Source organism: Verrucosispora sp. WMMD1129 (assembly GCF_029581255.1).
Taxonomy (GTDB): Bacteria; Actinomycetota; Actinomycetes; order Mycobacteriales; family Micromonosporaceae; genus Micromonospora; species Micromonospora sediminimaris.
On the sequence record NZ_CP120741.1, the window covers coordinates 3355361 to 3381976 of the forward strand.

The 26616-nt window shown below is 69.3% G+C and carries 24 protein-coding genes and 2 tRNA genes; 15 read left to right on the forward strand and 11 right to left on the reverse strand.

Annotated features, from left to right (window positions below; all coding sequences use genetic code 11):
* The first annotated feature begins 143 nt into the window (after positions 1-143).
* Complete coding sequence (locus O7624_RS15635) at positions 144-4667, forward strand: HAD-IC family P-type ATPase (RefSeq protein ID WP_282236308.1); 4524 nt, start codon at positions 144-146, stop codon at positions 4665-4667.
* A gap of 15 nt (positions 4668-4682) precedes the next feature.
* Here the strand turns inward: O7624_RS15635 and O7624_RS15640 are convergent, their stop codons facing one another.
* Together O7624_RS15640 and O7624_RS15645 are read right to left on the reverse strand one after the other, a co-directional pair.
* Positions 4683-5645: an L-threonylcarbamoyladenylate synthase gene (locus O7624_RS15640; RefSeq protein WP_282240644.1), complete on the reverse strand. Its 963-nt coding sequence runs from the start codon at positions 5643-5645 to the stop codon at positions 4683-4685.
* Positions 5646-5800: 155 nt separating this feature from the next.
* Positions 5801-6250 (reverse strand): hypothetical protein, encoded by a 450-nt coding sequence (locus tag O7624_RS15645; protein ID WP_282236309.1) that lies wholly within the window; start codon positions 6248-6250, stop codon positions 5801-5803.
* 831 nt (positions 6251-7081) lie between these two features.
* Between O7624_RS15645 and O7624_RS15650 the strand changes: the two genes are divergently transcribed.
* Positions 7082-7609 (forward strand): hypothetical protein, encoded by a 528-nt coding sequence (locus O7624_RS15650; protein ID WP_282236310.1) that lies wholly within the window; start codon positions 7082-7084, stop codon positions 7607-7609.
* 930 nt (positions 7610-8539) lie between these two features.
* On the opposite strand, the gene O7624_RS15655 is transcribed toward O7624_RS15650, so the two are convergent.
* Together O7624_RS15655 and O7624_RS15660 are read right to left on the reverse strand one after the other, a co-directional pair.
* Positions 8540-9091 (reverse strand): kinase, encoded by a 552-nt coding sequence (locus O7624_RS15655; protein WP_282236311.1) that lies wholly within the window; start codon positions 9089-9091, stop codon positions 8540-8542.
* Entirely contained in the window at positions 9091-9945 is an 855-nt protein-coding gene (locus tag O7624_RS15660; RefSeq protein WP_282236312.1) for a GntR family transcriptional regulator, read from the reverse strand. The genes O7624_RS15655 and O7624_RS15660 overlap by 1 nt, the downstream gene beginning before the upstream one ends.
* Before the next feature lie 211 nt (positions 9946-10156).
* Between O7624_RS15660 and O7624_RS15665 the strand changes: the two genes are divergently transcribed.
* The 13 genes from O7624_RS15665 to O7624_RS15725 all read left to right on the forward strand — a co-directional run bounded on the left by O7624_RS15665 (position 10157) and on the right by O7624_RS15725 (position 17809).
* Positions 10157-10555 carry a transcriptional regulator gene (locus O7624_RS15665; protein WP_282236313.1) on the forward strand — a complete coding sequence of 133 codons (399 nt, stop codon included), beginning with the start codon at positions 10157-10159 and terminating at the stop codon, positions 10553-10555.
* Positions 10555-10767 carry a hypothetical protein gene (locus O7624_RS15670; protein WP_282236314.1) on the forward strand — a complete coding sequence of 71 codons (213 nt, stop codon included), beginning with the start codon at positions 10555-10557 and terminating at the stop codon, positions 10765-10767. The genes O7624_RS15665 and O7624_RS15670 overlap by 1 nt, the downstream gene beginning before the upstream one ends.
* Before the next feature lie 94 nt (positions 10768-10861).
* Entirely contained in the window at positions 10862-11032 is a 171-nt protein-coding gene (locus O7624_RS15675; RefSeq protein WP_282236315.1) for a hypothetical protein, read from the forward strand.
* Complete coding sequence (locus O7624_RS15680) at positions 11032-12684, forward strand: FtsK/SpoIIIE domain-containing protein (RefSeq protein WP_282236316.1); 1653 nt, start codon at positions 11032-11034, stop codon at positions 12682-12684. Before O7624_RS15675 ends, O7624_RS15680 begins: the two co-directional genes overlap by 1 nt.
* Positions 12681-12986, forward strand: a complete 306-nt coding sequence (locus tag O7624_RS15685; protein ID WP_282236317.1) for a spread protein — start codon at positions 12681-12683, stop codon at positions 12984-12986. Before O7624_RS15680 ends, O7624_RS15685 begins: the two co-directional genes overlap by 4 nt.
* 18 nt (positions 12987-13004) lie before the next feature.
* On the forward strand, positions 13005-13193 hold the full coding sequence (locus tag O7624_RS15690) for a hypothetical protein (protein ID WP_282236318.1): 189 nt from the start codon (positions 13005-13007) through the stop codon (positions 13191-13193).
* Positions 13190-13465 carry a hypothetical protein gene (locus O7624_RS15695; protein WP_282236319.1) on the forward strand — a complete coding sequence of 92 codons (276 nt, stop codon included), beginning with the start codon at positions 13190-13192 and terminating at the stop codon, positions 13463-13465. Before O7624_RS15690 ends, O7624_RS15695 begins: the two co-directional genes overlap by 4 nt.
* Positions 13450-14052, forward strand: coding sequence for a hypothetical protein (locus tag O7624_RS15700; RefSeq protein ID WP_282236320.1), 603 nt, complete (start codon positions 13450-13452; stop codon positions 14050-14052). Before O7624_RS15695 ends, O7624_RS15700 begins: the two co-directional genes overlap by 16 nt.
* Positions 14049-14486, forward strand: a complete 438-nt coding sequence (locus O7624_RS15705) for a hypothetical protein (protein WP_282236321.1) — start codon at positions 14049-14051, stop codon at positions 14484-14486. Before O7624_RS15700 ends, O7624_RS15705 begins: the two co-directional genes overlap by 4 nt.
* A 5-nt stretch (positions 14487-14491) precedes the next feature.
* On the forward strand, positions 14492-14713 hold the full coding sequence (locus tag O7624_RS15710; RefSeq protein ID WP_282236322.1) for a hypothetical protein: 222 nt from the start codon (positions 14492-14494) through the stop codon (positions 14711-14713).
* Positions 14710-16458, forward strand: a complete 1749-nt coding sequence (locus O7624_RS15715; RefSeq protein ID WP_282236323.1) for a replication initiator — start codon at positions 14710-14712, stop codon at positions 16456-16458. The genes O7624_RS15710 and O7624_RS15715 overlap by 4 nt, the downstream gene beginning before the upstream one ends.
* Positions 16458-16664: a helix-turn-helix domain-containing protein gene (locus tag O7624_RS15720; protein ID WP_282236324.1), complete on the forward strand. Its 207-nt coding sequence runs from the start codon at positions 16458-16460 to the stop codon at positions 16662-16664. The genes O7624_RS15715 and O7624_RS15720 overlap by 1 nt, the downstream gene beginning before the upstream one ends.
* Entirely contained in the window at positions 16661-17809 is a 1149-nt protein-coding gene (locus O7624_RS15725; protein WP_282236325.1) for a tyrosine-type recombinase/integrase, read from the forward strand. Before O7624_RS15720 ends, O7624_RS15725 begins: the two co-directional genes overlap by 4 nt.
* 58 nt (positions 17810-17867) lie before the next feature.
* On the opposite strand, the gene O7624_RS15730 is transcribed toward O7624_RS15725, so the two are convergent.
* The 7 genes from O7624_RS15730 to gyrB form a co-directional block, all read right to left on the reverse strand.
* Positions 17868-18110, reverse strand: a complete 243-nt coding sequence (locus tag O7624_RS15730) for a DUF2188 domain-containing protein (protein ID WP_282236326.1) — start codon at positions 18108-18110, stop codon at positions 17868-17870.
* Positions 18111-18569: 459 nt separating this feature from the next.
* Positions 18570-18645 (reverse strand) — tRNA-Ala (locus O7624_RS15735).
* Positions 18646-18681: 36 nt separating this feature from the next.
* Positions 18682-18810 carry a DLW-39 family protein gene (locus O7624_RS15740; protein WP_210936323.1) on the reverse strand — a complete coding sequence of 43 codons (129 nt, stop codon included), beginning with the start codon at positions 18808-18810 and terminating at the stop codon, positions 18682-18684.
* Positions 18811-18854: 44 nt separating this feature from the next.
* Positions 18855-18928, reverse strand: a tRNA-Ile gene (locus tag O7624_RS15745).
* 471 nt (positions 18929-19399) lie between these two features.
* Complete coding sequence (locus O7624_RS15750) at positions 19400-20311, reverse strand: DUF3566 domain-containing protein (protein WP_093409289.1); 912 nt, start codon at positions 20309-20311, stop codon at positions 19400-19402.
* Between the two features lie 4 nt (positions 20312-20315).
* Positions 20316-24095 (reverse strand): intein-containing DNA gyrase subunit A, encoded by a 3780-nt coding sequence (gene gyrA / locus O7624_RS15755; RefSeq protein ID WP_282236327.1) that lies wholly within the window; start codon positions 24093-24095, stop codon positions 20316-20318.
* 127 nt (positions 24096-24222) lie between these two features.
* Positions 24223-26169, reverse strand: coding sequence for a DNA topoisomerase (ATP-hydrolyzing) subunit B (gene gyrB / locus O7624_RS15760; protein WP_282236328.1), 1947 nt, complete (start codon positions 26167-26169; stop codon positions 24223-24225).
* Between the last annotated feature and the right edge of the window lie 447 nt (positions 26170-26616).

Consider the following 26616-nt stretch of genomic DNA (forward strand, 5'->3'; position numbering starts at 1 on the left):
CCCGTAGCGATGACGCCCACCTCGGATTCCTCCGCCACGGCCGTCCATGCCCGGCCGAGCAGGAAACTTTTCCCAGCTCGGCTGGGCATAAGGGACGTCCGGCCGGGAAGCCAGGCCGCCGGGCACGAACGGTGGGAGGCAAAATGCGGTTTGGCGCCGTCGGAGTACCTCCGGTGGTGGAAGCCGCCTCCCGTCGCGTCGGTGCCACCGCGACCCGGCTCGCCCGGGCGGCCGGGCTGACCAGCCGACGGGTGTGGTCCCGCCCCGGCCGGCACCACATCGAGGTTCACGGCGTCTGCCAGGACGGCGGCGACACCCTCGCCCGCCAGGTCGAGACGGCGCTGGAACGAATGCCGGGGGTCAACTGGGCACGGGTCAACGCGCCCTCCGGACGGGTGGTCGTCGCGGTCGACACACCGGGACCCAAGGTACGCGAACTTGTCGCCACCATCGCCCGGGTCGAACGCACCTGCCCGCACGAACCGGATCCGGAGATCCCGCCGCCGCACCCACCCGAGGAAGGACCACGCACCCCGCGTACCCTCGGCGCGCTCGCCTCCGACGCGCTCGGCCTGACCATCTCCGCCGCCACCCGGATCCTGCCCGTGACCCCGGTTCCCGGTGAGGTCTCCGGACTGCTCAGCGCCATCGACCTGCACCCGAAGCTGCACGCCCTCGCCGGGCTGGGACTACGCCGCGACCCACGCGCCGAGGTTCTCTTCCCACTCGCCGAGGCGGTGGTGCAGGGCCTCACCGGCGGCTGGACGGGGATAGTGCTCGACGGCGCTCAGCGGATAGTCCAGTGGGGCGAAGGGTTGGCCCAGCTGCGAGCCTGGGAGAAGGCCGAACCCCGGCTCACCGGCGACCCGGATCGCGCCGTCGCCCGTACTCCCGCCTTCGAGCGGCCCTGCCCGAAACCCGACGGCTCCGTCGAGCGGTACCTGAACCGGATGCTCGCCGGTGGCGCTGCGGCCTTCGCCGCGGCGACGCCCGTGGTCGGCCCGAAACGGGCCGCCGCCCTGGGCCTGTCCGCGCTGCCCAAGGCGCCGGGCAGCGGGCGCGAGGGGTACGCGGCCCAACTCGGCCGGATCCTGGCCCGACGCGGCGTCATCGCCATGGACCGCAGCGTGCTCCGCGAACTCGACCGCATCGACACGCTTGTGCTGGATGCCCGGATCCTCGGCTCCGACCGGGGTGTCCTGGCCGACCTGGCCCCGCTGCCCGGCGTCGACACGTCACGGGTGGCCGCCCAGGCGTTCACCCTCTTCGAACCGACCGCACCCAACGACGTACGCCACCTCGACGGATGGCGGCTCGGCCCGCTTGACCGCCTCGACGTGCGGGACCCTGGCGACACCGACGACAGCCGGCGGCTGCGCGAACGCGGCGGCACCCTGCTCGGTCTGGCCCAGGCCAACGCGCTCGCGGCCGTACTGCGGGTCGAACCCGAGCCGGCCCCCGGCGTCGAAGCCCTACCTGCCGTCGCCCGGCAAGCCGGCCTGCGGCTCGTCGTGGCCGGCGGCGACCCGCAGCGGCACGCCTCCGCCGACGCGCTGATGCCCGGCGACGACCAGCTCACCGAGTCGGTACGCACCCTGCAACGGGAGGGTGCGGTGGTGATGCTCGTCTCCGGCGACCGCACCGCCCTCGCCGCCTCGGACTGCGGACTGGGCCTCGCCGACCCCGACGATCCGCCGCCGTGGGGGGCACACCTGCTGGTCGGCACCGATCTGCGGGTCGTCGCCCTGATCATCGAGGCGGCCGGGGTGGCCCGGCGGATGACCGCGCAGAACCTGCGCATCGGACTGGCCGGCACCGGCCTCGGCGCGCTAGGTGCCTTCACCGCCGACCCGGCCCTGCTACCGGGCCGTACGCTCGCCTCGGTCAACGGCGCGGCGGCGCTGGCCTTCGCCCACGGCGTCTGGCGGGCCGGCCGGCTGACCGAAGCGAACACTGCACCCGCGCCCGCGATCACCGCCTGGCATCTGATGCCGGTGCCCACCGTCATCGACCAGCTCGGCACGAACCACAGTGGGCTGACCGAGGTCGAGGCCCAGCGACGACAGGCCAACCGCCCAGGTGAGACAGCCGGCCCGGGCGGGCTGCTCCGCGCCTTCGTCGACGAACTCGCCAACCCGCTCACCCCGGTGCTCGCCGCCGGGGCGGTGCTCTCCGCCAGCTTCGGTTCGCTCGTCGACGCCGCCCTGGTCGGCGGCGTCGTCGGAGCTTCCGCGCTGGTCGGCGCGGTACACCAGCGCAACACCGAGAAGTCGCTGGCCCAGCTGCTGTCCCGCTCGGCGGTGACCGCCCGGGTCCGCCGCGACGGCGTCGAACGGGTGGTACCCGCCGACGACCTCGTCCCCGGAGACGTGATCGTGCTCGAATCCGGCGACGCGGTACCTGCCGACTGCCGGGTCCTGACCTCCGTCGGCCTGGAAGCCGACGAGTCCTCCCTGACCGGCGAGTCGCTGCCGGTCAGCAAGACCGACCAGCCGGTGGTCGCCGCCGCCGTGGCCGAACGCTGCTCCATGGTCTACGAGGGCACCAGCATCGCCGCCGGCCGTGGCGACGCCGTGGTCGTGGCCACCGGCGCCGACACCGAGGCCGGACGCAGTCTCGCCCTTGCCCGGCAGGCACCGCCGGTCAGCGGGGTCGAGGCCCGGCTGGGCAAGCTGACCCGCACCGCGGTCCCGATGGCCGCCGGGTCGGCGGTCGCGGTGGCCGGTGCCGGGCTGCTGCGAGGCGTACCGCTGGCCCAGACGGCCGCGACCGCCGCGAACCTGGCCGTCGCCTCGGTGCCCGAGGGACTGCCGTTCCTGGTCAGCGCCGCCCAACTGGCCGCCGCCCGACGACTCGCCGAGCACGGTGCACTGGTCCGTAACCCGCGCACCATCGAGGCCCTGGGCCGGGTCGACGTGCTCTGCTTCGACAAGACCGGCACCCTCACCGAGGGGCATCTGATGCTGGCCGGGGTCGGCGACGCCGACGCGTACGCCCCCGTGGAGCACCTCGACGACCGACTGCGACGCACCCTGGCGGCGGCGCTGCGGGCCACCCCGGCCGCCGACGACCCCGAGGAACTCTCCATGCAGACCGACCGGGCGGTGCTGCGAGGTGCCCGCGCCGCCGGTGTCACCGAGCCGGACGGCGCGCCCGGCTGGCAGGCCGCAGGTGGTCTGCCGTTCGAGCCGTCGCGCGGGTACCACGCCAGCGTCGGCGAGACCGACAGCGGGTTGCTGCTCAGCGTGAAGGGCGCACCGGAGGCGGTCCTACCCCGCTGCACGGCGAACCGGGTCGCCGGACGCGACGAACCGCTCGACGACGCGGGCCGGGCCGAACTGCACCGGCTGCTCGGCGAACGGGCCGGCGCGGGACACCGCATCCTCGCCGTCGCCGAGTGCACAGTCGCCGACCCAGACATCACCGACGAGGGTGTACGCGGCCTGGTCTTCACCGGCTTCCTGGCGATCGCCGACGGGGTACGCGCCAGCGCCGCGCCGGCCGTCCGCCGGATCCGCCAGGCGGGCGTGCACACCATCATGATCACTGGCGACCATCCGGCGACCGCCGAGGCGATCGCCGCCACCATCAGCGCCGGAGACGCCCAGCGGGTGGTCACCGCCACCGAACTCGACCAACTCGACGACACCGCCCTCGCCGAACGGCTGGCCGTCACCGACGTGGTGGCCCGCTGCACCCCGGCCCACAAGGTCCGCATCATCCAGGCCCTGCAAAAATGCGGGCGTACCGTCGCGATGACCGGTGACGGTGCCAACGACGCCCCCGCCATCCGGCTGGCCGACGTGGGCATCGCCCTCGGTCAACGGGGCACCCCGGCGGCGCGCGCCGCCGCCGACCTGGTGGTCACCGACGACCGGCTGGAAACCATAATCGCCACCCTGGTCGAAGGTCGGGCGATGTGGTCCTCGGTCCGTCACGCGCTGAGCATCCTCGTCGGCGGCAACCTCGGCGAGATCGCCTTCAGCGTGCTTACCGCCGCCGCAACCGGCCGCGCCGCGCTCAACGGACGCCAACTGCTGCTGGTCAACCTGCTCACCGACATGGCACCCGCGCTGGCCATCGCCGTGCGGCCACCCGGCGGCGACCACGCCGACGGGCTGCTCCGCGAGGGCCCGGACAGCTCACTCGGCCAGACCATGACCCGGGAGATCGGCCTGCGCGCCGCCGCCACCACCCTAGGTGCGACCACCGGCTGGACACTTGCCCGCTACACCGGCACCCAGCGGCGCGCCGGCACCGTCGCGCTGGTCTCCCTGGTCGGTACCCAGCTCGGCCAGACCGTGCTGGCCGGCGGCACCAGCCCGACCGTACTCGCCTCCACCGCCGCGTCCTTCGGCGTGCTGGCCGCGGTCGTACAGACCCCCGGGCTCAGTCAGTTCTTCGGCTGCACCCCGCTGGGCCCGGTCGGCTGGACCATCGCCACCGGATCCGCGCTCGGCGCCACCCTCGCCAACGGTGCCCTCACCCGGCTCGTCGCACGATTCCCGCAGGTCGAAGGCGAGCAGGCGACCGAGCAGGCCGACGGTGATCAGGCGACCGGGCAGCGGGTCGACGGCGGCCGAGCGGTCGAACACGCCGACAGCGAGCAGGAACCAACTGGCCTGGGCATACCCGCCCCAGCCGCACCCGGCCGACCGCCGCGGTGAGTGCCATCATCGGCGTCAGGGGGCGGGACGCCAGGTCGCGGCGGCGCGGCGCAGCCGGTCGTTGACCGCCCGCCCCACCCCGGTGTCCGGCACCGGCTCCGCGACGATCTCGGTAACCCCGACGGCGTCAAGTCGATGCAGCGTGTCGAAGAGGCGAGCTGCCGCCTCGGTCAGATCACCGGAGGCGGAGAGCACCTCCACCGCCGCCCAGCCGCCCGCCGGCCGGTCCCGGAACGCCAGATACCCACATCCCGCACCGCCGGCCCCCGCCGACTCCGCGCCGGACACCAACCGCAACGGCGTACGCGGCGCGTAGTGCGCGGCCAACGTCCCCGGCGCGACCGGCTGCCCCGAGCTACCCGGCCGCACCGTCACCGGCCCGGCGATCTTCTCCAACTCCTCGACCGGCAACGCACCGAGCCGCAGCACCACCGGCAGGTCCCCACGGGCGTCCACGATCGTCGACTCGATCCCACACCGGGTCGGCCCGCCGTCGAGCACCACGTCCACAGCTGCCCCCAGCCCGCGCACCACGTGCTCGGCACGGGTCGGACTGAGCTGGCCGAACCGGTTCGCGCTCGGCGCGGCCACCGGAACCCCGGCAGCGGCGATCAACCGCCGAGCGTGCTCGTGGTCCGGCACCCGCACCGCCATGCTGTCCAACCCGGAGGTCACGATCGGTGGGATTTCCTCCGGCCGGTCCACAATCAGCGTCAACGGCCCCGGCCAGAACCGGGCCGCAAGCGCCGCCACGGCCGGCGAAACCGACCCCACAAGCGGTTCCAGGTCCGCCACGTCGGCGAGATGGGTGATCAGCGGATCGAAACTCGGCCGCTGCTTCGCCTCGAAGATCCGGGCCGCCGCCCGCGCGTCCAACGCGTTCGCCCCCAGCCCGTAGACGGTCTCCGTCGGAAAGGCCACCAACCCACCCGTACGCAGCACGGCGGCCGCCTCGCCGAGGTCACCGTCGGCAGGCAGGACGCGGGGAGATCCGTTGCTCACCCCTCCGACGCTAGCCTGCCGCCGACCACCTGCCCTGCGTCACCCCGGACCACCGCTCGCTGATTTCAGCGCTGACAACGTCGGCTCCTCCGGCGGAGAGGTGAAACCCTCATCGCAGCGGTTGTTGGTCATCAGCTCGCGGGATCCGGAAGCAGGAGCAGGTCGAACCACAGTCCCTGACCGTCGAGTTCCAACGGCTGGCTGCTGCCCGAGAGGCTGGGCGGGCCGGCATAGGTGCCGGTGAGGGTGTAGAGGCCCGGGTCGACGGCGACTTGGAAGATGCCGTCCGGGCCGGTGACAACCTCTACCCCAGCCGGCTCCAGTCGGATCGTCGCCCCCTCCACCGGCAACCAGGTGTTCGCGTCAATGGCTCGGCCCTGGAGACTCCAGACGGCGTAGACCGTGAAGGCGCCCTGCGTCATGGAGCTGATCCGACCTCTGCGGTCGACCGACACCGCGTACACCGGACGCTCACCGGTCACGGTGCCTACGTCGATCGTCACAGTGGCCGTTCCGTCCTGCGCAGCCGGCACCTCGCTGCCCAGGGTGGTGTTGCCGACGCTGTACCGAAACCGGGTCACCGTGGTGTCACCGCTCGCGCCGAACCGGATGGCAAGCTGTCCACCTGCAGAAACGCTGTTCCCGTTTGGGAAGTCGATTACTGGCGGACCGGACACCTTCGCCTCAACAGCCGCCGACGCCGGCGACGCCATCAGAGTCGAGCCAGTGGCGAGCAGGAGCAGTGAGGCGGCCATCTCAACGAGCCTGCGGCGAGTTGAACGGGTGCGTGCACCCAACGTTGAATCGACAGACATCCGAGCCCCCGCGTCAGTACGTCATGGAAAGATCAACTTAGCCAAGGGAATGCCATCCGTCAATGCTTTTGGAAGGCGCCGCCGCTCGAACCGCACCTCGCCCGAGCTACTGGCGGCGGAGGGCTCAGCGGCCGAGGCGCGACGGGCGCGAATGGTCTCTGCTACCCAGCGGACACCTCTACACCTCGGGCCAGGTCCTCCACCGAAACCAGGCGGACGGAGGCCGTGGCCGTCACCCGCTCGTGGTCGTGTACCCGCCCCACCAGCTCGGAAAGCCCGATGGTTCACATGAGACCAAATATCGCAACAAACAGCAGGTCAGAAAGATGCGTGGAGCCCAGGGGACTCGAACCCCTAACCCCTGCCTTGCAAAGATCAAGACTCCTGTCGGCCAGCGTCGGTGACCGCCGCTGGCCTGCTTGCCGTGTCGCTAGCCGTCGGCCTCGGGCAGTGTTCGTCGGTCGGCTTGGCTGTACGAATGGCTGTACAGCCAGCGGGAGATCCCTTCCCATGCTCGTTTAGGCTGTCGGCCATTCGACACCTCCGGTCACCGTCGGACATCCACCGCCGGCCGCTCTAGACCTGCATCATCAGCCAATGCGCATCCGACACATCCTTGCCGTAGCAGCCGTGCTGACGCTCGCGCTTACTGGTTGTGGCACTGATAGCACCGGCCCTAGAGACCCGATCGGTACCGTCGCTGCCCCGTCCCCGATCAAAGATCCTGAGCCCAACAAGGCACTCGACGCGAAGACCGTCCTTGCCAAGCTCGTTAGGGCCGACCTTGGCCTGACTCGTGGGGCGGTGCAGGACGAGGACACCGACCCGAACGACCTTCTCGGTCGCCCTAGGGGATACACCTCCCGCGCCTCAGCCGAACTGCCTGGCGGAGACAAAGCCTCCGACCCGTACACGATCAATCGCGGGCTGGTGATTGAGGTGTTCGCAACTGTCGAAGACGCCGACCGACGGGCGGAGTACATCAAGGGCCTTCTAGATGCGGCACCAATCCTCGGTTCTGAATATCAGTATCGAACCGATGAGGGGCGAGTGCTGGTACGGGTGTCGGGAAAAGTGAAGCCGTCGCTGGCTGAGAAGATCGCGGCGACTGTGGCTGAGCTCTAGTTCTGGCTCCGAGTAGCGGCCGATGGCAAGAATCATCCTGAACGTCCTGACCAGGAGTGACCCCGCTGTCATCCCGTCTGCCGCCGACCCACACATCGTGGAGCGGGCCAGGGCCAGGGTGACAAGGTGGAGCGCCCTACCGGACGAACGACCTTGTCACCCTGGCCCTGGTCTGCTCGGCTTGCCTGGGTCGGCGGTGGACGGGATGGCATCCCTCAACCACTACCACCCGCGGCCGGAACCGTTCGGCAACTCCATCCTGGAGTCGTCTGGCCCCCGCCGGAGGCACAATCTCTGACCCCAACCCCCCGCCCCACCCTCTGACCCTTCCTCACCCCTACCCTTCCCCACCTCGGATCGATGAGCGGTCGGCGTGATTCCGTTCGGCAACTCGCCCGGCCCGGCCGTCGACCGGTCCGCGGTTCCCCGTCGTGAGGCTGGATGTGACGTGAGGTAGGACGTTGTCGTCTTGGTCCCGGTCGACCTCCGGGACTCGTCACCCGTTCCCTTCACGGAACCAGTGGGTGACGCGCGGGGCGGGCGTGGCTTTCGGGCCGGCTGACTTTCCGCCCCGCCGCCGAAGGCGGGCGGGGCGGCGGCTCCGTCAGGAGCCGGTTACCGCGCCCGGCCCGCGCCGCGCGGAGCGCGCTTGATCTAGTACAGGCCAATTCGGCAACAGATCACAGAAAGCTCCGAGCAGACCAAGACCCACCACGACACCACCCAACCGACCGGCACCCATACACCCGCAACGACCGAGCAACCCGCGACCCGCAGCGGCGTCCGTCGGGAACAAGGTGCCTGCCTTGATCGCGCACTGCCGTCTCCTGGGATCACCCTCCGCTGAGCTGAGTGCTCCGCCGGCTATCTGCCTGACCGCCCTACCGCCTCTTTCGCCACCCGGTACCCATCCCCGTCTCCTGTCCGGAGTCAGCTTCTGGATATCGCCGGACGCGCGTCGCCCAGGACGTGACGGTGAATGACCTCGGCCGCAGCAGGCGGGGACATCTCGGCCGTATTCAGGAAGAGATCGCGCTCGGCCAAGGGTTCGGTGTCGTCCCATGCCCGCAGACGTGCGGCCGTGTCGCCTGTGTTCCGCGAGACGATCCGCTGCTCGGCAACCTCGCGCGGGCACCAGAGGTAGACGACCAACCAGCAGGCACCGACAACGGCTGCGGTGACCGCAGCAACGGCGGCACGCTGGCCCAGGTGCACGACCGGCACACCGGTCGACAACTGCTGTGCCAGTGACGGACGGTCCACCACGTAACGAGCGTCGTACCGGTGGTTCTCCCAGACGACTTCGCCACGCTCGCGCAGCTGGTCGAGCGTCGCCGCGTCGGTCATCCGGTAGCCGGTGGTACGGCCTGGTCCTACCTTCAGGCGCTGGTACAGCGTGAATCGGGCGTCGAGGTCATGCAGGGCGGTGGTGACGGTGTCCTTGCCTGATGCTGGTGGGCCGTAGAGGATCACGCCGCGCATCAGGGTGCCTCGTCCGCGAGGATTCCCTTCACCAGTTCCTTGGCCTGTTCCTGCAAGGGCCGGCTCGATGCGCAGTTGTCCACCACGAAGTGCTCACCTGGCGGCCGGAAGTCGAGATTGATGACGTCCAGGTATCGGTTCCAGTCGGCCAGTTTGAACGCGTCGCGGGCCGCTCCCCGGCGGCGTACGTAGGTCAGCATCGTGTCGCCGTCGCAGTACACCCAGACCACCACCGGGACCGCTTTCGCGGCTTCGTAGTAGGCGCGGGTCCGAGCCATCCACGCGGGATCGTTGAACTCGCGGATGAACGGCGCGGTCACGATCACGCTGTTGCCGCACTGCACGTTCTCGCTGGCTGCGTCCTGGAGGGCTTCGTACTCCCTCGGACGGATCGTGTTCAGGTATGTCTGCGACTCCCGATCGTGGGGCGACAGACCCAGCGTCTCTAGCGCTGCCTCGACCACCGGCCGAGTGAGGGTGTCCTTGTCGAGCATCGGCCAACCCGTCTCGCGCGCCAGGATGCGCCCCAACTCGGTCTTGCCGCTGCCGGCGTATCCGCCGATCAGGATCACGCGGGGACGCTGGGGACGAACTTCGCTGCGGCGCAGCTGGTCGGGAGCGTTTACCACACGCTTGGACCGGGACTCGTTGATGACCAGTCCTTCGTCAGCCAAGACCTTCATCGCCTCCGAGATGGTGAAGACGCTGACGCCCCACTCCTCGGCGAGCTTTCTGGTCGAGGGCAGGGCAGTGCCGTGGACGAGCCGACCGGCCTCGATCTCGTTGCGGATGTTGCGCGCCACCTGCTGATGCCGGGCCTCCGGCCGCTCGGTACGGCCCTGCGGAGAGGTCATCGCGGTGCTCCCTGCTGGTCGGCGATCGTGCACGCGTTGCGCTGGTTGCAGGTTACCAGCGACCTAACAGATGAAAGGGATTCCGCCTGCTCAGTGACGCAGTGCAAGAACTTCGTACCTAACAGTTGACTGATATGCCTATCAGTTGTTAGGTTGCTTGCATCACAGAGACCGGGTTGCCGGTCAAGTCGCAGCAGCGAAGGAGCAGGACATGGCCCTCAGGGGTGGTACGCGGTTCTCGGTTCCGTTTGAGGCGGTGTTTCCGCACGGTGCGGTGTTCGTGCCGGACTCGATTGCGGAGGCGCAGGACTTCAACGAGGCGACTCGGCAGCGGACGCCGGCCAAGGACAAGGTGACGGGTCAGCGGGTGTGGCAGTGCCGGGTGATGGACATGGACCCGGAGCTTGGTGCCCGGTCGCGTGAGGTGTCGATCAAGGTGTTGGCGGATGTGCAGCCTGTTCCGCCGGTGGGTCCGTTCCAGCCGGTGGAGTTCGAGGGCCTGACCGTGACGCCGTACGTCGGGTCGAACGGCCGGTTGGCGTTCTCGTACCGGGCGACCGCGTTGGTCGCGCCGAAGACCCTGGCCGAGACGCGCGGTAAGGCTGCCTGATGGCCCACGTCTCGGCGGATGTTCACATTCACCCCGACACCGAGCTGTGGTTCCGGTCCCACCCCGACGAGGACCGGGTGGTGCTGAAGCTGGGCGAAATCGGCAACAACGTGGCGGTGTTCCTGCCCCGGGCCGAAATCGACCGGTTGGCCGGGGTGCTGGCCGAAGCTCGTGAGTCCCTGTCGACGCCGGCCGTGAAGGCGGCTGCCTGACTGGTGGTGGCGCGGGGCGGCCCATGCCCTAGGAAAGCCGGCCGCCCCGCTGCCCTGTCCGAAACCTCTGTCGGCCTGGAAGGGCGGTTTCATCATGCCAACTTCTCTGGACTGGACGCGTGGCGCGGGTGCCGGCGAGCCGGTCCCGTGTGTGATCTGCGGTCAGCCGGCGATCTGCCGGAGCCCGAAGGGCACTGCGGTGCACAAGGTCTGCGCCGAGTTGTGGACCGCGCAGCAGGAGCAGAACCGCAAGGCGGTGGCCTGATGCGTGCGCCGTTGGTGAACTTCCGCCGGTTCCAGATCACGGCCCCGTGGCCGATCGTCTGGACGCTCACGGTTCTGTTCCTGCTGTCTCGCCTGGTCCTGGCGGTGGTGCGCCTTGTCGTGTTCGCGGTGCGGCACCGGCGTTCCTGGCCTGCCGTCGCGCTGGTCCTGGTCGCCGTCGCCGTCTACCGGTCGCATGGCTGGTGGCCTCACCTGCTGGTCGTGGGCGTCCTCTCGGCTGGTGCTGGCGTGTGGTGGTGGCGCGGCCGGGACTCGTTTCACCGCCTGGTCGTGCTCCGGCTGGTGACGGTGTGGCGGCGGCTGTGGGTGTACCGGCGTCAGTGGCACGAGGTCATGTCCCTGTGCGGGCTGGTCAAGAAGTACGACGGCGGCGAAGTGCTGCCGCGGCTGCTGTCGGTGCGCTGCTCGTACGCCACCGATGAGCTGGTGGTGCGGATGCCGAAGGGCCAAAACCCGGAGGTCTACCAGAAGGCCGCGCGGGATCTGGCGTACTCGTTCGGCACCCGGCACTGCCGGGTCTTCTCCGGCCGTCGTCAGGCACCCCCGGCCCGGTCGGGTCGCCTCGCCTGGCTGCTCCGACTCGTAGATCGGGTGCGGTTTCGTGACCGGCCTCGGCAGGTGTGGTTGGTGCTGATCCGCCGTGACCCGCTGACCCGCGTTGTTGCGCCGCTGCCCGTGCCGGTCCGTCCGGACTTCACCGCCCTGCCGCTGGGCGTGCGGGAGGACCTCGCGACGTACTGCTTGCGGCTGCTGGCCACGCATGTGCTGATCGGTGGCGCGACGCGGATGGGCAAGGGCTCGGTCATCTGGTCCCTGCTGCGCTCCCTCGCTGCCGGTATCCGCTCCGGCCTCGTCAGGGTGTGGGCGATCGACCCGAAGGGTGGCATGGAGCTGTCCATCGGCCGGGCGCTGTTCTCTCGGTACGTCGATGACGACTGGACCCGCATGGCTGACCTCCTCGACGACGCCGTGGCCCGGATGCGCGCACGGCAGCAGCAGTTGCGGGGCAAGGTGCGGGTGCATACGCCGACGGGGGATGAGCCGCTGATCGTCGTGGTGATTGACGAGATCGCCGCCCTGCTGGCGTTCCTGCCCGACAGCGACATCCGCCAGCGCATCACCCAAGCCCTGGGCCTGCTGCTCACCCAAGGTGCCGGGCTCGGTGTGCTGGTCGTCGCCGCGACCCAGGACCCGCGCAAGGAAGTCGTCTCGGTCCGGGACTTCTTCCCCACCCGCATCGCCCTCGGCCTCACCGAACGCGCCCACGTCGACCTACTGCTCGGGGACGGTGCCCGCGACCGGGGAGCGCTCGCGGACCAGATCCCGCAGTCCGCTAAGGGCGTCGCCTACGTGCTGCTCGACGGTCAGCCGGAACCGGCGCGGGTGCGGTTCTCCTACCTGCCCGATGACGTGATCCGCGAGATGGCCGCGACCTTCCCCGCCCCACCAGAGGTCCAGCCCGAACCCGACCCGGCTCCGGCCCCGGTGGTCGTCAAGCCACGCACCAACGGCAACGGCAATGGGCGGCACACCTACCGGCCGAGCACGCCGAAGCAGGACGCGCCGCTGCTGCCGCCGTCACTGCTCAACGCCCTGGACCTCAACACCACGAACGGGAGTGACCCGCGATGACCTCCGACGAGCTGCCCGAGGGCACCCCCGTCCGGATTCCCTACGCCGACGAACCCGACCAGCAGGAGCCGCGCCGCTTCTACCGGCTGCGCGCCCCGCACGTCGAGAAGGCGTCCGTCCCGGTCACCGTCCGGGTCACCCCCGACGCCGACCTCTACCTCGCGGTCGGCTCCGGTCGCCGCCGCATGTACCTGACCCCCAACGAGGCGTGGGCGCTGTGGCGCTGCCTCTCCGAAGCCGTCGCCAGCACCGGCGAACCGCCGGAGTGGATCCGCGTGCACGTCACCCCCACCCACCGCTGACCTTCCGGGAGTTCTCCGATGCGTACCCGTCGACTCACCCGCCGGCCCATCCGCCGCACCTGCCTCGACCTCACCCACACCGACCCCGACCAGCAGTGCCCCTACTGCACCCCCGACCCGCACGCCGCCGACATCATCGCCGCCGCCCTGCGCCAGCACGCCGAAATCGCCGCCGAAGACGCCGAAGCGTGGGGGTGGGCGGCATGAGCCACCAACTGTGGTCCTGGCTGCTGATGGCGGTCGGTGTCACCGGCCTCTACCTCGCGGGCAAGCGCTCGTGGACGGGCTGGGCTGTCGGCCTCGCCGCCCAAGGGCTGTGGCTGGCGTACTCGATCGCCACCGGGCAGTGGGGCTTCCTCGTCTCCTGCTTCGTCTACGGCGCGATCTACCTGCGCAACCTGCGTGCCTGGCTCCGCCCCACCCCGACCACCCAGACCAACGCGACTGACCGGGAGGTGACCTCGTGCGCCGGTTCCTGAACGCCGAACGCCTCGAAGGCGTCGCCCTGGTCGTCATCCTCCTGGCCGTGGGCGGGATGGCCGGTGCTGCGTCGTTCACCCACGTCAAGGACTGGACCATGGCCCACGCCCCGGCGGGCACCGGTGAGTGGTTCGGCTGGTCCAACGCCGTCATCTCCGAACTGATGCCGGCCGCCGCCCTGCTGGTCATCCGTCGTCGCCGTCGCCGCGACCCGGACGCCTCGGTGGCTTACCCGCTGGTTCTGCTCGTCGCCGCGGTCGCGCTGTCCTTGGCCGCGCAGATCGCGGTAGCCAACGACAGCTTCTCCTCCCGCCTGCTGTCCTCGGTGCCGGCGCTGGCGTTCCTCGCCCTGTCCAAGCTCGTCCTCACCGGCACCACCAAAACGGCACCCGTCCCGGTGCGCAGTGAGGAACCTGTCGACGAGCCGGATGACATGACTCCGGCTGACCTGCCGACCGACCCGGCCCCGGTCGTGATCCCGGAACCCGTCGCCTCGGCCCCGACCGCAGTGCGCTCGGCGCTGGTGTCGTCCGTCGTCCAGACCCCTCGCAACGGCCACGTCTTCACTTCGGAGGTCACCCGATGACACGCACCCAACTCGCCCGCGTGCAGCGTCGGCCCGTCGCACTTGCCCGTCGCGTGGTCGGCACCCCGGCCGAGGTCGCCGCCACCGTTGCCCTGGTCCGGGACTCCGGTCGGCTGCTGTCCATGACCGCCCCGGAGCAGCTTCCCGGCAGCGATCGGGTGACGGTCACGGTGCGGTTCCTCGATACCCCGACTGCCGCCCCGCCGGTGGTGCGTCGACTGCGCCGCGGCCACGTCATCGCCGCCGCCGCCACCGTCCCCGGCATCGCCGCCGTGGCCGGTGTCGGCTACGCCGCCGTCCAGATCACCAACGCTGTTCGTGCGGCGGCACCGCTGATCGCGGGTGTGGTCCTGGTCCTGGTCGTCCTCGCCGTCCTACTCCGCTCCCGCACGTCCAGCTGCGTCGGGCTGCACTGCTCCGGCTGCCGGCACTGATCGCTATGACCGCCCGGTGGCCTACCTACTGCGCCCGCTGCGGCAGGTGGGCCACCGCCCTGATCGAAGCCGGCCGGCCCGGCAGCGGCCACTACCGCGCCGAAGTCGCCTGCCCACGGCACCACGCTGCGGCCACCCGCTGGGCCTCGCACGTCGGCCCGGCACGCCGCACGTCGCTTGCCACGACCCAACCCGCGCTGTTCGAGATCCCGGAGGTGACCTGTTGACCGCCCCGACCCTGCCCGGCCTCACCCCCGACACCCCACCGGCCGACCTGCCCGCCGTCGTGCCGCCGGCGGCTGGATCGCGTGCTGCTCGCCTGGCCATGCCCATGTCCCGCCGGGTGCTCACCGAGATGGCCGCGGAGTACGGCGTGTGCCTGCGCCCGGTGACCCTGCGCCGCACCGACCTGCACTCCGGTCTGACTGAGGTCATCGACCTGCCCTGCGGGTCGACCCGGGAAGACAAGTGCTCGCCGTGCGCGAAGCGTGCCCGGCGGCTGCGGCAGACCCAGATCCGGGAAGGCTGGCACCGCGCCGACGAACCGAACCCGTTCGGCCCCTATCCGGCCAGTGATGCGCAACGGGAGCTGGTCATGCTCCGCGCTCACCTGGAATTCGCCCGCGACGAAGCCCAACGCTCCGCACAGTTCGACCAAATCCCGGCCATCGATCAGGCGATCGCGGAGGTCGAGGAAGCCACTGCCGCCGAAGGGCTGCGCGGGCAGATCGCCCCCGGCCACGACGGAGAGGAACTCGGCCTCGGTGGGCGCCGCAAACGCTCCACCCGCCGCCGACAGGACGCCCCCGACCTGCCACGGAAGAAGGTCGAACCGCGCACGGTCGGCCGGGTCTACGTCGCGCCGGACGGCACGCAACATCGGCCGTCGATGTGGCTGTCGCTGACGCTCGGCTCCTACGGCCGTGTCCTGCCCGACGGCACCCCGTTCGACCCCGACTCGTACGACTACCGGCGGGCGGCGTGGGATGCGGTGCACTTCGCCCGGCTACTGGACCGGTTCTGGCAAAACCTCAGGCGGTGCGTGGGCTGGAACGTCCAGTACGCCGGATGCGTCGAGCCCCAACGCCGACTGGCTCCGCACGCGCACTTTGCCATCCGCGGCACCATCTCCCGGGCGGTGCTAAGGCAGGTCGCCGCCGCCACCTACCACCAAGTCTGGTGGCCCTCAGCCGACGCACCCCGGTACACCCTCGACCGGCCTCCCGTGTGGGATGGCGATCACGGTTGCTGGGTGGACCCCGACAGCGGGGAGGAGTTGCCCCCGTGGGCTGACGCCCTGGACGACATCGACACCGACCCCGACGCCGAACCCGCGCACGTCGTGCGCTTCGGCACCCAGGTTCACGCCGAAGGCGTCACCCCCGGCACCGTCCACGCTGACCGCACGATCGGCTACATCACGAAGTACATCACCAAGAGCGCCGCGGACTGCCACAAGGCCGAGACGGACCGGCAACGGGACCACCTCGACCGGCTCTGGCACGAACTACGGATCACGCCGTGCAACGAGCGGTGCGCGAACTGGCTGCTCTACGGCATCCAACCCAAGAAAGCCCACGGACGGCTGCAACCGGGCCGCTGTAAGGGCAAGGTCCACCAACGGGCCACCCTCGGCATCGGCGGTCGACGCATCCTCGTCTCCCGCGACTGGTCGGGAAAGACACTCGCCGACCACCGCGCTGACGCCCGCGCCTGGGTCCGCAACCTTCTCGGCGTCACCACCGGCGCGGCCGACGCCGACCCCGTCGAACAGGACGCCCCACCCGCCTACGCGTGGGAACTCGCCCGACCCGACGACCCCGACGTCGCCCCCCTGCAACACCGACTCCTACGTGCCCTGTCCCAACGCGCCCAATGGAAGGCCGCACTCCTGACAGCACGCGACAAGGCAGCGCAGGGCACGTCGCCGCTGACCGGTTCCGGCTCCCTCGATCAGGAAGGACGTGCGTGATGACCACCCTCAGCCACTCCCGCGTGGTCGCGCCCAGGAGCGTCCGACCGGCCGAAGCCGCCGCCCTGCTCGGCGTCTGCCGCGACACCGTCTACGTTCTGATGCGCTCCGGCCGGCTCCGCTCGATCAAGGCGGGTCGTGCTCGGCTGATTCCGCTGGCGGCCATCGATGAGTTCCTGTCGGCAGATGAGGAGTTCGCGGCATGACCGGGAAGCGGCGTCGATCTCACGGGGAAGGCTCGGTCTACGAGCAGCGGCCGGGCGTGTGGGCTGCGGTGATCGATCTCGGCTGGATCGATGGCAAGCGGAAGCGGAAGTACGTCTACGCCAAGAGCGAAGCTGAGGCGGTCCGGAAGCGCGACGAGCTGCGGCGGCAACTACAGCTCGGCGTCGACCTCACCGCGCCGCCCCGGACCGTGGAAGCATGGTTGACCGAGTGGCTGCGCGATGTGAAGGCGCACGACGGTACCCGTCCCTCGACCCTGGTCCGCTACCGCCTGGCCGTCACGAAGCACCTTGTTCCGGGGCTGGGTCGGGTGAAGCTCGATCGGCTGACGCCTCGCGAGGTGCAGCGGTTCCTGACCGGACTTCGGGGCAAGCTGGCACCGGCCAGCATCATCAAGGTTCACGCGGTGCTACGCGTCGCCCTGGCCGACGCTGAGCGGATGGATCTAGTGCCGCGCAACGTCGCCAAAGCGGCCAAGCCGCCGGCTCTCGGTCGCATCGAGCGACGTGCACTGACGCCGGAGGAAGCCAAGACGCTGTTGTCGGTGCTGGCTGGTGACCGGTTGGAATCGCTGTTCGTGCTGGCGTTGGTAACCGGACTCCGGCGGGCTGAGCTGCTGGGCCTGCGCTGGTCGGATGTCGACCTTCCGGGTAAGGCGCTGTTCGTGCGGCAGACGCTCCAGCGCACCGACCGTGGCTTGGAGTTCGTCCCGCCGAAGACGCACCGGTCGAGCCGTCCGCTGCCGCTGTCGAAACTGGCGGTGCGGGCGTTGGAGTCGCAGCGGGTACGTCAGGCCAAGGAGCGGCTTGCGGCCGGCGAGGTGTGGTCGGATCACGGCCTAGTCTTCGCGAGCACGATCGGTACGCCGACGGAGCCGCGGAACGTTAACCGGCGCTTCGAGCAGCTCCGCGCGGCGGCCGGACTGAACTGGTTGCACCTGCACGACCTTCGGCACGCCTTCGCCACGTTCCTGCTCGACCAGGGCGAGGAGTTGCGCACGGTGATGGAGCTGCTCGGGCACTCCACAATCCGGATGACGGCTGACACCTACGGCCACGTCCTGCCGGCGCGTGCTCGTCAGGCAACCTCCGCTATCGATCGCATACTCGGTGGGGAAGGCAAGTGAGAAACCGGCCCGCCAACCCCAAGGATCAGCGGACCGGTTTCTTGCTCACGCCACTCTGTCAACGGCGATCACGGGGCGGGTTCGGGTCGTTACCGGGGTGCACGGTATCCGAGTCACGGATCTGCCCCTGGCGATTGTGGATCACAATCTCGCCTCCGCCGGAGTTCCCGACGATCTGGCGGGCGCGGTCGATCGCATCCGCCTGGGTACGTTCGTGACCGCTGCGTCGTGCCGAACCCGGCTTGGTGATGTCCCACCCGCCTTCGGGATTACGCGTTACGTGTCGCTCGTTACGGCTCATCAGTTTCACCCCCTGTCGTGAGCTGGACACAACCAGCCCTGCCCACCGGTGGCAGTCGCCCCGGATGCTCCGGAGCGTGTAGGGTTCCGGTCTGCGCGACCAACGCTGATGGACCCCGGCTGAAGTGTCGACCTCGGTCAACTTCAACCGGGGTTCTTCGTGCTCACTGCATAGCGTAGCCGCGACGTGCGACAAACTCCAGCGATGTAGTTCATCCACAGGTAGTGGTGTGTCGTCCACCGGAACCCCACAGATTGGGGTCGTTCGTACACAAGTTCGTCCACAGGCTAACGCCTAACATCTACTGACGAACACTCAAAGTGACGATCATTCAGATTGCGAAGGGCTGGGTTGCCCACACTCGGAGTACGCCGACCAGCGGAGGGCTAGGCGACTCGTTTCAGGGGGTTTGGCTGTACGCATGGCTGTACTCGGCCCGAGATCAACCAAGGGAAGTGCTGGTGGAGCCCAGGGGACTCGAACCCCTAACCCCTGCCTTGCAAAGGCAGTGCTCTGCCAGTTGAGCTAGGGCCCCGTCACCGCGCTACGGCCGCAGGTCGGAGCGGACGCGTCAACGCAGGTCTGGCGAGGTGGTCGCCTCGTGCCAGAGAGCGCGCTCGTCGTTGGCTTCCTTGACCTTCTTGGCCACCACCGCGGCCACGCCGACGACACCGACCAGGATCAACAGCTTCTTGAACATCGGGGCTGCCCCTCACGCTCGACGTGCCGTCGGACCATGTGCGGTGGGGCTAGCTGGAATCGAACCAGCGACCTCAGAGTTATCAGCTCTGCGCTCTAACCGACTGAGCTATAGCCCCGCGTAGCGACGAGCAAGGTTAACCCATCCGCCCAGCGCCCCCCAAATCGGGGCCAGGCTCGCCAGCCATCCCCACGTCGCCCTCTGAACCTACCCGAGTACCGGAGGCGGGTACACCGGGTTACCGCCCCGACGGACCTCCCGCATGATGCGGCATCCCGGGCCGACCCAGCCGCCGGAGGCCCCCAAATGCGGCATCCCGCGCAGACCTGACCGCCGACCCGTGCGGACCTGGCCGCTCGCCCCCCACGTGCGGCATCCCGGGGTAACTGAGCCGCCGAAAACGCCGGCATGCGGCATCCCGCGCGGGCCTGGCCGCAGAGACGCCAGCATGCGGCATCCCGCGCGGACCGAACCGCCGCCCCGCGCGAAACCGGCCGCTGACCCCGCGCCGGCAGGGCAGGAGCTACGGGTACGGAAACGCCGGCCCGCACCACCGCGAAGGGCGGCACGGACCGGCGTCGAAGAACTGTCAGTCCCGCTCGGCGAGGGTCAGCTCGATGCCGCCGACCAGGTCGGCGCAGACGTTGTAGACGAACGCCCCGAGGGTGGCCAGCGCGGTGAACAGCACGACGTTGACCAGGCCGATCAACGCCGAGCTGAAGATCACCCCGCGTGCGGTGATCTGGAAGCCCTCCGTGCTCTGACCACCACCCGCGTTCACCAGGTCGCCGAGGCTGTCGTTCACGCTGCTGAACACGCCCATCGCGTCCAACGCCAGGTACAGCACCGAGGTCGCCACGACGATGACGATGAACAGCACCACCGACACCGCGAAGGCGAACTTCATCACCGACCACGGGTCGATCCGCTTGAGGTTCAGCCGGGCCCGGCGCGGCCCGCGTGAGGCAGCCGAGCTGACCGAGGTACGCGCGGCGCGTACCGCCTCACCGACCCGTGCGGCACCCACCGCCGTGCTCACCCCCGGGGGCAGGCCACCACCGTTCGCCGGGCGGCCGAGCCCGAACGACCGGGTCGCGTCCGGCTTCGGACCGACCCCGGTCACCCGGGGCTGGGTACCGGTAGTGCTGGTGCTGGCCGCCGGCAGGACCCCGGTCGTCCCCGGAGAGGGCTTGCCCGCTGAGGCGACCGTCGGCTGGACAGGGGACGGCTTGCCGACCGAGGTCGCGGTGGCCTCCGTGGTGCCGCCGCTCTCGGCCGACTTCTCCTCGGCGGCGTCGCCCTCCGGTGCGTCTGTCGGCTTGTCCGGGGGTGGGGCCATACCGGGAGCCCGGGTGAATTTCGGGGCAGGCGCGTCGGCAGGGACGGTGGCCCGGCCCACGGCCGCGCGGCCGGTCGCTGGCGTGCCGCTCTTCGCGGCCTCCTCGTCGACCGGGTTGGCCGAGGTCCCCGCGTTCCCCGACTTCGCCTGTGTCTCCGTCATTCAACTAGTCCTGTTCGTCAGGCTCGTCGGCATTGCGAGCAATCGCCACGATAGTCACGCCGTCCGGAAGGTCCATCAGCTTGACCCCCATTGTGTTCCGGTCACGCGTACGGCGTACAGGCTTCACCGGAGTCCGGATGACGCCACCGTTGCTGGTGATAGCGAACAGCTCATCGTCCGGGTCGATCACGACAGCGCCGACCAGACCACCGCGTCGCTCGGTGATCTTCGCAGTCAGCACACCCTTACCTCCCCGGCCCTGCACCGGGTATTCCTCGATCGGGGTACGTTTCGCGTATCCGCCGTTCGTGGCCACCAGAACGTCCAGACCCTCCCGGACGACCTCCATGGCCAACAGTTCATCTTCCTCGCTGAAGCGCATGCCGATCACACCGGAGGTCGCCCGACCCATCGGGCGCAGTGCCTCGTCCGTGGCGTTGAACCGGATCGCCTGGGCGTTCTTCGAGACCAGCAGCAGGTCGTCGCTGGGAGCGACGAGCGCAGCACCGACCAGCTCGTCCTCATCGCGCAGGTTGATCGCGATGATGCCGCCGGACCGGTTGGAGTCGAACTCCTCAAGCCGCGTCTTCTTCACCAGGCCGTTCTTCGTCGCCAGGACCAGGTAGGGCGCCACCTGGTAATTCGGGATTTCGATGATCTGTGCGATCTGCTCGTCCGGTTGGAAGGCGAGCAGGTTGGCCACGTGCTGGCCCTTGGCCACCCTACTGGCCTCCGGAAGCTCGTACGCCTTGGCCCGGTACACCCGCCCCTTGTTCGTGAAGAACAGCATCCAGTCGTGCGTCGAGCAGACGAAGAAGTGGCTGACGATGTCGTCCTGCCGCAGCGTGGCGCCACTGACGCCCTTGCCGCCCCGCCGCTGCGATCGGTAGAGATCAACCTTGGTCCGCTTGGCGTACCCGGTCCGGGTGATCGTCACGACTACGTCCTCGCGCGCGATGAGGTCCTCCATCGAGACCTCACCGTCGAACGGAATGATTTTGGTGCGTCGGTCGTCGCCCCACTTGGCGACGATCTCCCCCAGCTCCTCCGAGACGATCCGACGCTGCCGCTCCGGCTTGGCCAGGATGTCCTTGAGGTCGGCGATCTCCACCTCCAGCTTGGCCAGGTCGTCGAGGATCCGCTGCCGCTCCAACGCGGCGAGCCGGCGCAGCTGCATGTCCAGGATCGCGGTGGCCTGGATCTCGTCGATCTCCAGCAGCCGGATCAGACCCTGCCGGGCGTCCTCCACCGTCGGCGAGCGCCGGATCAGCGCGATCACCTCGTCGAGCGCGTCCAGCGCCTTGGCCAGACCGCGCAGGATGTGCGCCCGCTCCTCCGCCTTACGCAGCCGGAACGCCGTCCGCCGTCGGATCACCTCGATCTGGTGCTCGACGTAGTAGCGGATGAACTGCGCCAGGTTCAGCGTGCGCGGCACCCCGTCGACAAGCGCCAGCATGTTCGCGCCGAAGGTCTCCTGAAGCTGCGTGTGCTTGTAGAGGTTGTTCAGCACCACCTTCGCGACCGCGTCACGCTTGAGCACCAGCACGATCCGCATACCGGTACGCCCGGAGGACTCGTCGCGGATGTCGGCGATCCCGCCGAGCTTGCCCTCCTTGATCAGCTCGGCGATCCGCTCGGCCAGGTTGTCCGGGTTCACCTGGTACGGCAGCTCACTGACCACCAGCGCCGGCCGGCCCCGCTTGTCCTCCTCCACCTCCACCACGGCCCGCATCCGGATCGAGCCACGACCCGTGCGGTACGCGTCCTGGATGCCGGACTGACCGACGATCAGACCGTGGGTGGGGAAGTCCGGGCCCTTGACGATCTCCAACAGCGCTTCGAGGGTGTCGGCCTCGTCGGCCTCGGGGTGCTCCAGGCACCACTGCACCGCCGCGCCGATCTCGCGCAGGTTGTGCGGCGGGATCTTGGTGGCCATGCCGACCGCGATGCCCTCGGAGCCGTTGATCAGCAGGTTCGGAATCCGCGACGGCAGGATGGTGGGCTCCTTGGCCCGACCGTCGTAGTTGTCCTGCAGGTCGACGGTGTCCTCGTCGATGTCCCGCAGCATCTCCATGGCCAGCGGGTCGAGCTTGCACTCGGTGTTGTGACTGACGAACCCGTCGGAGACGAACGAGTGATCGTCGGTGTCGACCCGAATGCTGTAGACCGGCTGCACCCCGGCGTCCGCGACCTCGGCCACCTCGGCGTAGTAGAAGCGCCCGTCGACAAGCGGCTCGACCACGTCGAGCACCTCGGTGTTGGTGATCCGGGCGGCGATCTCGTCGCGGTCCCGCTCCCACCGCTCGACCCGGTCCACGTTGTGCCGGCGAAGCCAGTCCCGCTCGGTCCAGCGGCTGGCGCCGTGCTCCCGGATGAAGTCACCGACCAGCGGCACGTGGTCGCTGGAGAGCGCGGTGCTGCTCGCCGGCACCGACGCCAGCTCCGACTCCAGCTTGGCCTGCTTGCGGCCGAGGAAACCGACGTGAGCGGCGAAGATCCGGGCGTCGCGACGATTGGTGACGACGACCTTGATCTCGCCGCTGTCGTACCGGCACTGCTTGCTGATCACGCCGAACTCCAGCAGCAGTTGCTGCACCTCGCGGGCCAGGCGCTCGCTGCGGGTGGAGTAGCTGATCTGGATGGTGTGGCGCGGCAGCAGCGAGGAAGATCCGTCGCCCTCGAAGATTGCCTGGAGGAAGGCCCGCTTGATCGCGGCCGGCCCCTGCCAGACGAACTCCGGCACGAACTTGTCCGCGCTCCGCGCGCCGATCATCTCGCCGAGAACGCTGGCCCGCAGTGCGGTGAGGTCTTGGACGTCCAACTCGTGCAGCCTGCTACCGGAGGCAATCGTCCGCTCGCTGACGTAGCGGGGCCCACCGACCGCCAGGTCGTATGCGGCGAGCACCCGGACGAAGAACTCGCGATCGATGTTGTTGAAGCCAGCGCGACTTTCGGACACCCAGCCCTCGCTGACGAAGGCACCGGCGAGGACTGCGGCCTCGACGTGCTCCAGCATCGGGTAGCCGATCTCGTCCGGCACGCTGCGCTGGAGGACCACCCGGTCACCGGGGGAGATCTCGGCGAGCAGCTTCCAGAGCAGGGTCGGCACGCCTGCCACGTCCACCAGGCAGAGCACGGGGTGGTTGTGGGTGCCGGTCAGTTCGTACCCCTCGCGGGTGCGCAGCCGCAGCGTCGGGTGCTCACCTGAGTGGAAGAACTTCGAGGCGTGGACCAGGTCGCCGTTGCGGTCGCGGACCTTGAGGTCGATGTCGGTCTCGCTGCTCGACACGGCGCCGGGCACCACGTCGCCGATCCGCACGCTTCCGACAGCGGTGCGAATACGGGCATTTGCCGTAACGCAATATCTCATGGCCGCAGCCGGATCATTTCCGGGCGAACCGAAGTTGCCGTTGCCGTCGACCAGGGGGTAGCGCAGCGACCAGGGCTGGGCCATCCGGACCAGGGCGTCGTAGATGGCCGAGTCGCCGTGCGGGTGGAACTGGCCCATCACGTCGCCGACGACCCGGGAGCACTTCACGTAGCCGCGGTCCGGGCGGTAGCCGGAGTCGAACATGGCGTACAGGATCTTGCGGTGGACCGGCTTGAGCCCGTCCCGGACGTCCGGCAGCGCCCGCCCGACGATGACGCTCATCGCGTAGTCGAGGTAGGAGCGCTGCATCTCCACCTCGAGCCCGACCGGCTCGATCCGGTCGTGCGAGACGACGGCGGCCAGCGCCTCGGGGACCTCGGGCTCGTTAGGTGTGGACTCGGGGGAATCGGTCACTGTTAACCCTTATCAGACTTGGTGTCGCTTTTGCGCTGTGGATAACGGCTGTGGATACCGGCCAAGCTGTGGATAACTCTGTGGACCCGTACCGGGTCGGTGCGCTCCGACCCGGTACGGCGATCCGTCAGATGTCCAGGAAGCGAACGTCCTTGGCGTTGCGCTGGATGAACGAGCGGCGCGCCTCCACGTCCTCGCCCATCAACACGCTGAACAGCTCGTCGGCGGTTGCCGCGTCGTCCAGGGTCACCTGGCGCAGCGTACGGGTGGCCGGGTTCATCGTGGTCTCCCACAGCTCCGGGTAGTTCATCTCGCCGAGACCCTTGAACCGCTGGATGTCGTCCGGCTTGGCGTTCGGCTTCTTCTGCTGACGCAGGGCGATCAGCCCGTCGCGCTCCCGGTCGGAGTACGCGTACTGCGCGTCGTCACCCTTCCGGTTCCACTTGATCTTGTAGAGCGGTGGGGCGGCCAGGTAGACGTGACCCAGTTCCACGAGCGGGCGCATGAAGCGGAACAGCAGGGTGAGCAGCAGCGTCTGGATGTGCTGGCCGTCGACGTCGGCGTCGGCCATCAGCACGATCTTGTGGTACCGCAGCTTCTCGATGTCGAAGTCGTCGTGGATGCCGGTGCCGAGCGCGGTGATCAGCGCCTGCACCTCGTTGTTCTTCAGCACCCGGTCGATCCGGGCCTTCTCCACGTTGAGGATCTTGCCGCGAATCGGCAGGATCGCCTGGGTACGCGGATCCCGTCCCTGCTTGGCCGAACCGCCGGCCGAGTCACCCTCGACGATGAACACCTCGGACTCGCGCGGGTCGGTGGACTGGCAGTCGGCCAGCTTGCCCGGCATCGAGCCGGACTCCAGCAGCGACTTGCGCCGGGCCAGCTTGCGGGCCTGCTGGGCGGCGATCCGGGCGCGGGCCGCCTGGGAAGCCTTGGTAATGATGATCTTTGCCTCGGCGGGGTTGCGGTCCAGCCAGTCGACCAGCCGGTCGTTGCAGACCCGCTGCACGAAGCTCTTGACCGGCGTGTTGCCGAGCTTGGTCTTGGTCTGACCCTCGAACTGCGGGTTTGTCAGCTTGACCGAGATGATCGCGGCCAGGCCCTCGCGGATGTCCTCACCGGAGAGCTTCTCGTCACCCTTGAGCAGCTTCTTGTCCGTGCCGTACCGGTTGACGACGCTTGTCAACGCGGCCCGGAAGCCCTCCTCGTGGGTGCCGCCCTCGTGCGTGTTGATGTTGTTGGCGAAGGTGTAGACCGACTCGCCGTACGACTCGTTCCACTGCATGGCGATCTCGAGCGACATGCCCTCTTCTTCGGCGCCGTACTCGATCACCGTCTTGTGGATCGGGGTCTTCGAGGCGTTGAGGTGGCGGACGAAGTCGGCGATACCGCCGTCGTACTTGAAGGTGACCTCGCGGAGCTTGCCCTCCTCACCCTCCGCGACCCGCTCGTCGAGCAGGTGGATGGTGAGGCCACGGGTCAGGAACGCCATCTCCTGGAGCCGGCGGTAGATCGTCTGGAGGTCGAAGTCGACGGTCTCGAAGACGTCCGGGTCCGGCCAGAAGGAGACCGCCGAGCCGGTGCGGTCGGTCGGCTCGCCCTTCTCCAGGGCGGTCGGCTTGGAGTGGTGGTACTGCTGCCGCCAGACGAAGCCGTCCTTGTGGATCTCCACGGCCATCCTGGTGGAGAGGGCGTTTACCACGCTGACGCCGACGCCGTGCAGGCCGCCGGAGACCGCGTACGCCTTGCCGTCGAACTTGCCGCCCGCGTGCAGCACGGTCAGTGCCACCTCGACGCCCGGCTTCTTGAGCTTGGGATGCAGGTCGACCGGGAAGCCCCGGCCGTTGTCGGTGACCCGGACGCCGCCGTCGGCAAGCAGCACCACGTCGATGGTGTCGCAGTAGCCGGCCAGCGCCTCGTCCACCGCGTTGTCGACGACCTCCCACACGAGGTGGTGCAGACCGCGTTCGCCGGTGGACCCGATGTACATGCCGGGCCGCTTGCGGACCGCCTCCAGCCCTTCGAGAACGGTGATCGACTCGGCGCCGTACTGCTGATTTTCCTGCGCTGCCACCCTCGGCCACTTTCTCGCGCCCGGCGCGCCACAGGGCACGTCGAACGCGGGTTCGGCGGACAGGCGCGACGTCGGCACGCGGACCGGCACCGGGGACAATTCCGGGGTACGGGTCGAACGCGCCGGTCGCCGCGGTTGCCCGCGGATCGCGATCGGCTCGACCCGAGTCGGACGGATGATCGCGGGCCCGCACCGGACCCGTGACCCGTCACTCCGCACCGGGTCTTCGTCTCACGCCAATCTTACTGTGCGCGGGCGACAGAACCACCACTCGGCACCCCTTCGCAGCGGCTCAGATCTCCGTAGCGGGCCGAATCGCGCTGTCCGCGACTCCCCCTACACGCCATGGCATGATCAACGGATCTGTCGCGTGACGGCGCTGCCGGGTCCGGCGGTGAGAGGTGGGCGGTACCGGTTGGTACGACCCGGGACGGGCGATCCGTGACC

What these genes read in the sequence shown, in the direction of transcription:
- O7624_RS15635 (WP_282236308.1), top strand. Translation starts at nt 144, where the DNA reads ATGCGGTTTGGCGCCGTCGGAGTACCTCCGGTGGTGGAAGCCGCCTCC.
- O7624_RS15650 (WP_282236310.1), top strand. Translation starts at nt 7,082, where the DNA reads ATGCGCATCCGACACATCCTTGCCGTAGCAGCCGTGCTGACGCTCGCG.
- O7624_RS15655 (WP_282236311.1), bottom strand. Translation starts at nt 9,091, where the DNA reads ATGCGCGGCGTGATCCTCTACGGCCCACCAGCATCAGGCAAGGACACC.
- O7624_RS15660 (WP_282236312.1), bottom strand. Translation starts at nt 9,945, where the DNA reads ATGACCTCTCCGCAGGGCCGTACCGAGCGGCCGGAGGCCCGGCATCAG.
- O7624_RS15665 (WP_282236313.1), top strand. Translation starts at nt 10,157, where the DNA reads ATGGCCCTCAGGGGTGGTACGCGGTTCTCGGTTCCGTTTGAGGCGGTG.
- O7624_RS15670 (WP_282236314.1), top strand. Translation starts at nt 10,555, where the DNA reads ATGGCCCACGTCTCGGCGGATGTTCACATTCACCCCGACACCGAGCTG.
- O7624_RS15675 (WP_282236315.1), top strand. Translation starts at nt 10,862, where the DNA reads ATGCCAACTTCTCTGGACTGGACGCGTGGCGCGGGTGCCGGCGAGCCG.
- O7624_RS15680 (WP_282236316.1), top strand. Translation starts at nt 11,032, where the DNA reads ATGCGTGCGCCGTTGGTGAACTTCCGCCGGTTCCAGATCACGGCCCCG.
- O7624_RS15685 (WP_282236317.1), top strand. Translation starts at nt 12,681, where the DNA reads ATGACCTCCGACGAGCTGCCCGAGGGCACCCCCGTCCGGATTCCCTAC.
- O7624_RS15690 (WP_282236318.1), top strand. Translation starts at nt 13,005, where the DNA reads ATGCGTACCCGTCGACTCACCCGCCGGCCCATCCGCCGCACCTGCCTC.
- O7624_RS15695 (WP_282236319.1), top strand. Translation starts at nt 13,190, where the DNA reads ATGAGCCACCAACTGTGGTCCTGGCTGCTGATGGCGGTCGGTGTCACC.
- O7624_RS15705 (WP_282236321.1), top strand. Translation starts at nt 14,049, where the DNA reads ATGACACGCACCCAACTCGCCCGCGTGCAGCGTCGGCCCGTCGCACTT.
- O7624_RS15710 (WP_282236322.1), top strand. Translation starts at nt 14,492, where the DNA reads ATGACCGCCCGGTGGCCTACCTACTGCGCCCGCTGCGGCAGGTGGGCC.
- O7624_RS15720 (WP_282236324.1), top strand. Translation starts at nt 16,458, where the DNA reads ATGACCACCCTCAGCCACTCCCGCGTGGTCGCGCCCAGGAGCGTCCGA.
- O7624_RS15725 (WP_282236325.1), top strand. Translation starts at nt 16,661, where the DNA reads ATGACCGGGAAGCGGCGTCGATCTCACGGGGAAGGCTCGGTCTACGAG.
- O7624_RS15730 (WP_282236326.1), bottom strand. Translation starts at nt 18,110, where the DNA reads ATGAGCCGTAACGAGCGACACGTAACGCGTAATCCCGAAGGCGGGTGG.
- O7624_RS15740 (WP_210936323.1), bottom strand. Translation starts at nt 18,810, where the DNA reads ATGTTCAAGAAGCTGTTGATCCTGGTCGGTGTCGTCGGCGTGGCCGCG.
- O7624_RS15750 (WP_093409289.1), bottom strand. Translation starts at nt 20,311, where the DNA reads ATGACGGAGACACAGGCGAAGTCGGGGAACGCGGGGACCTCGGCCAAC.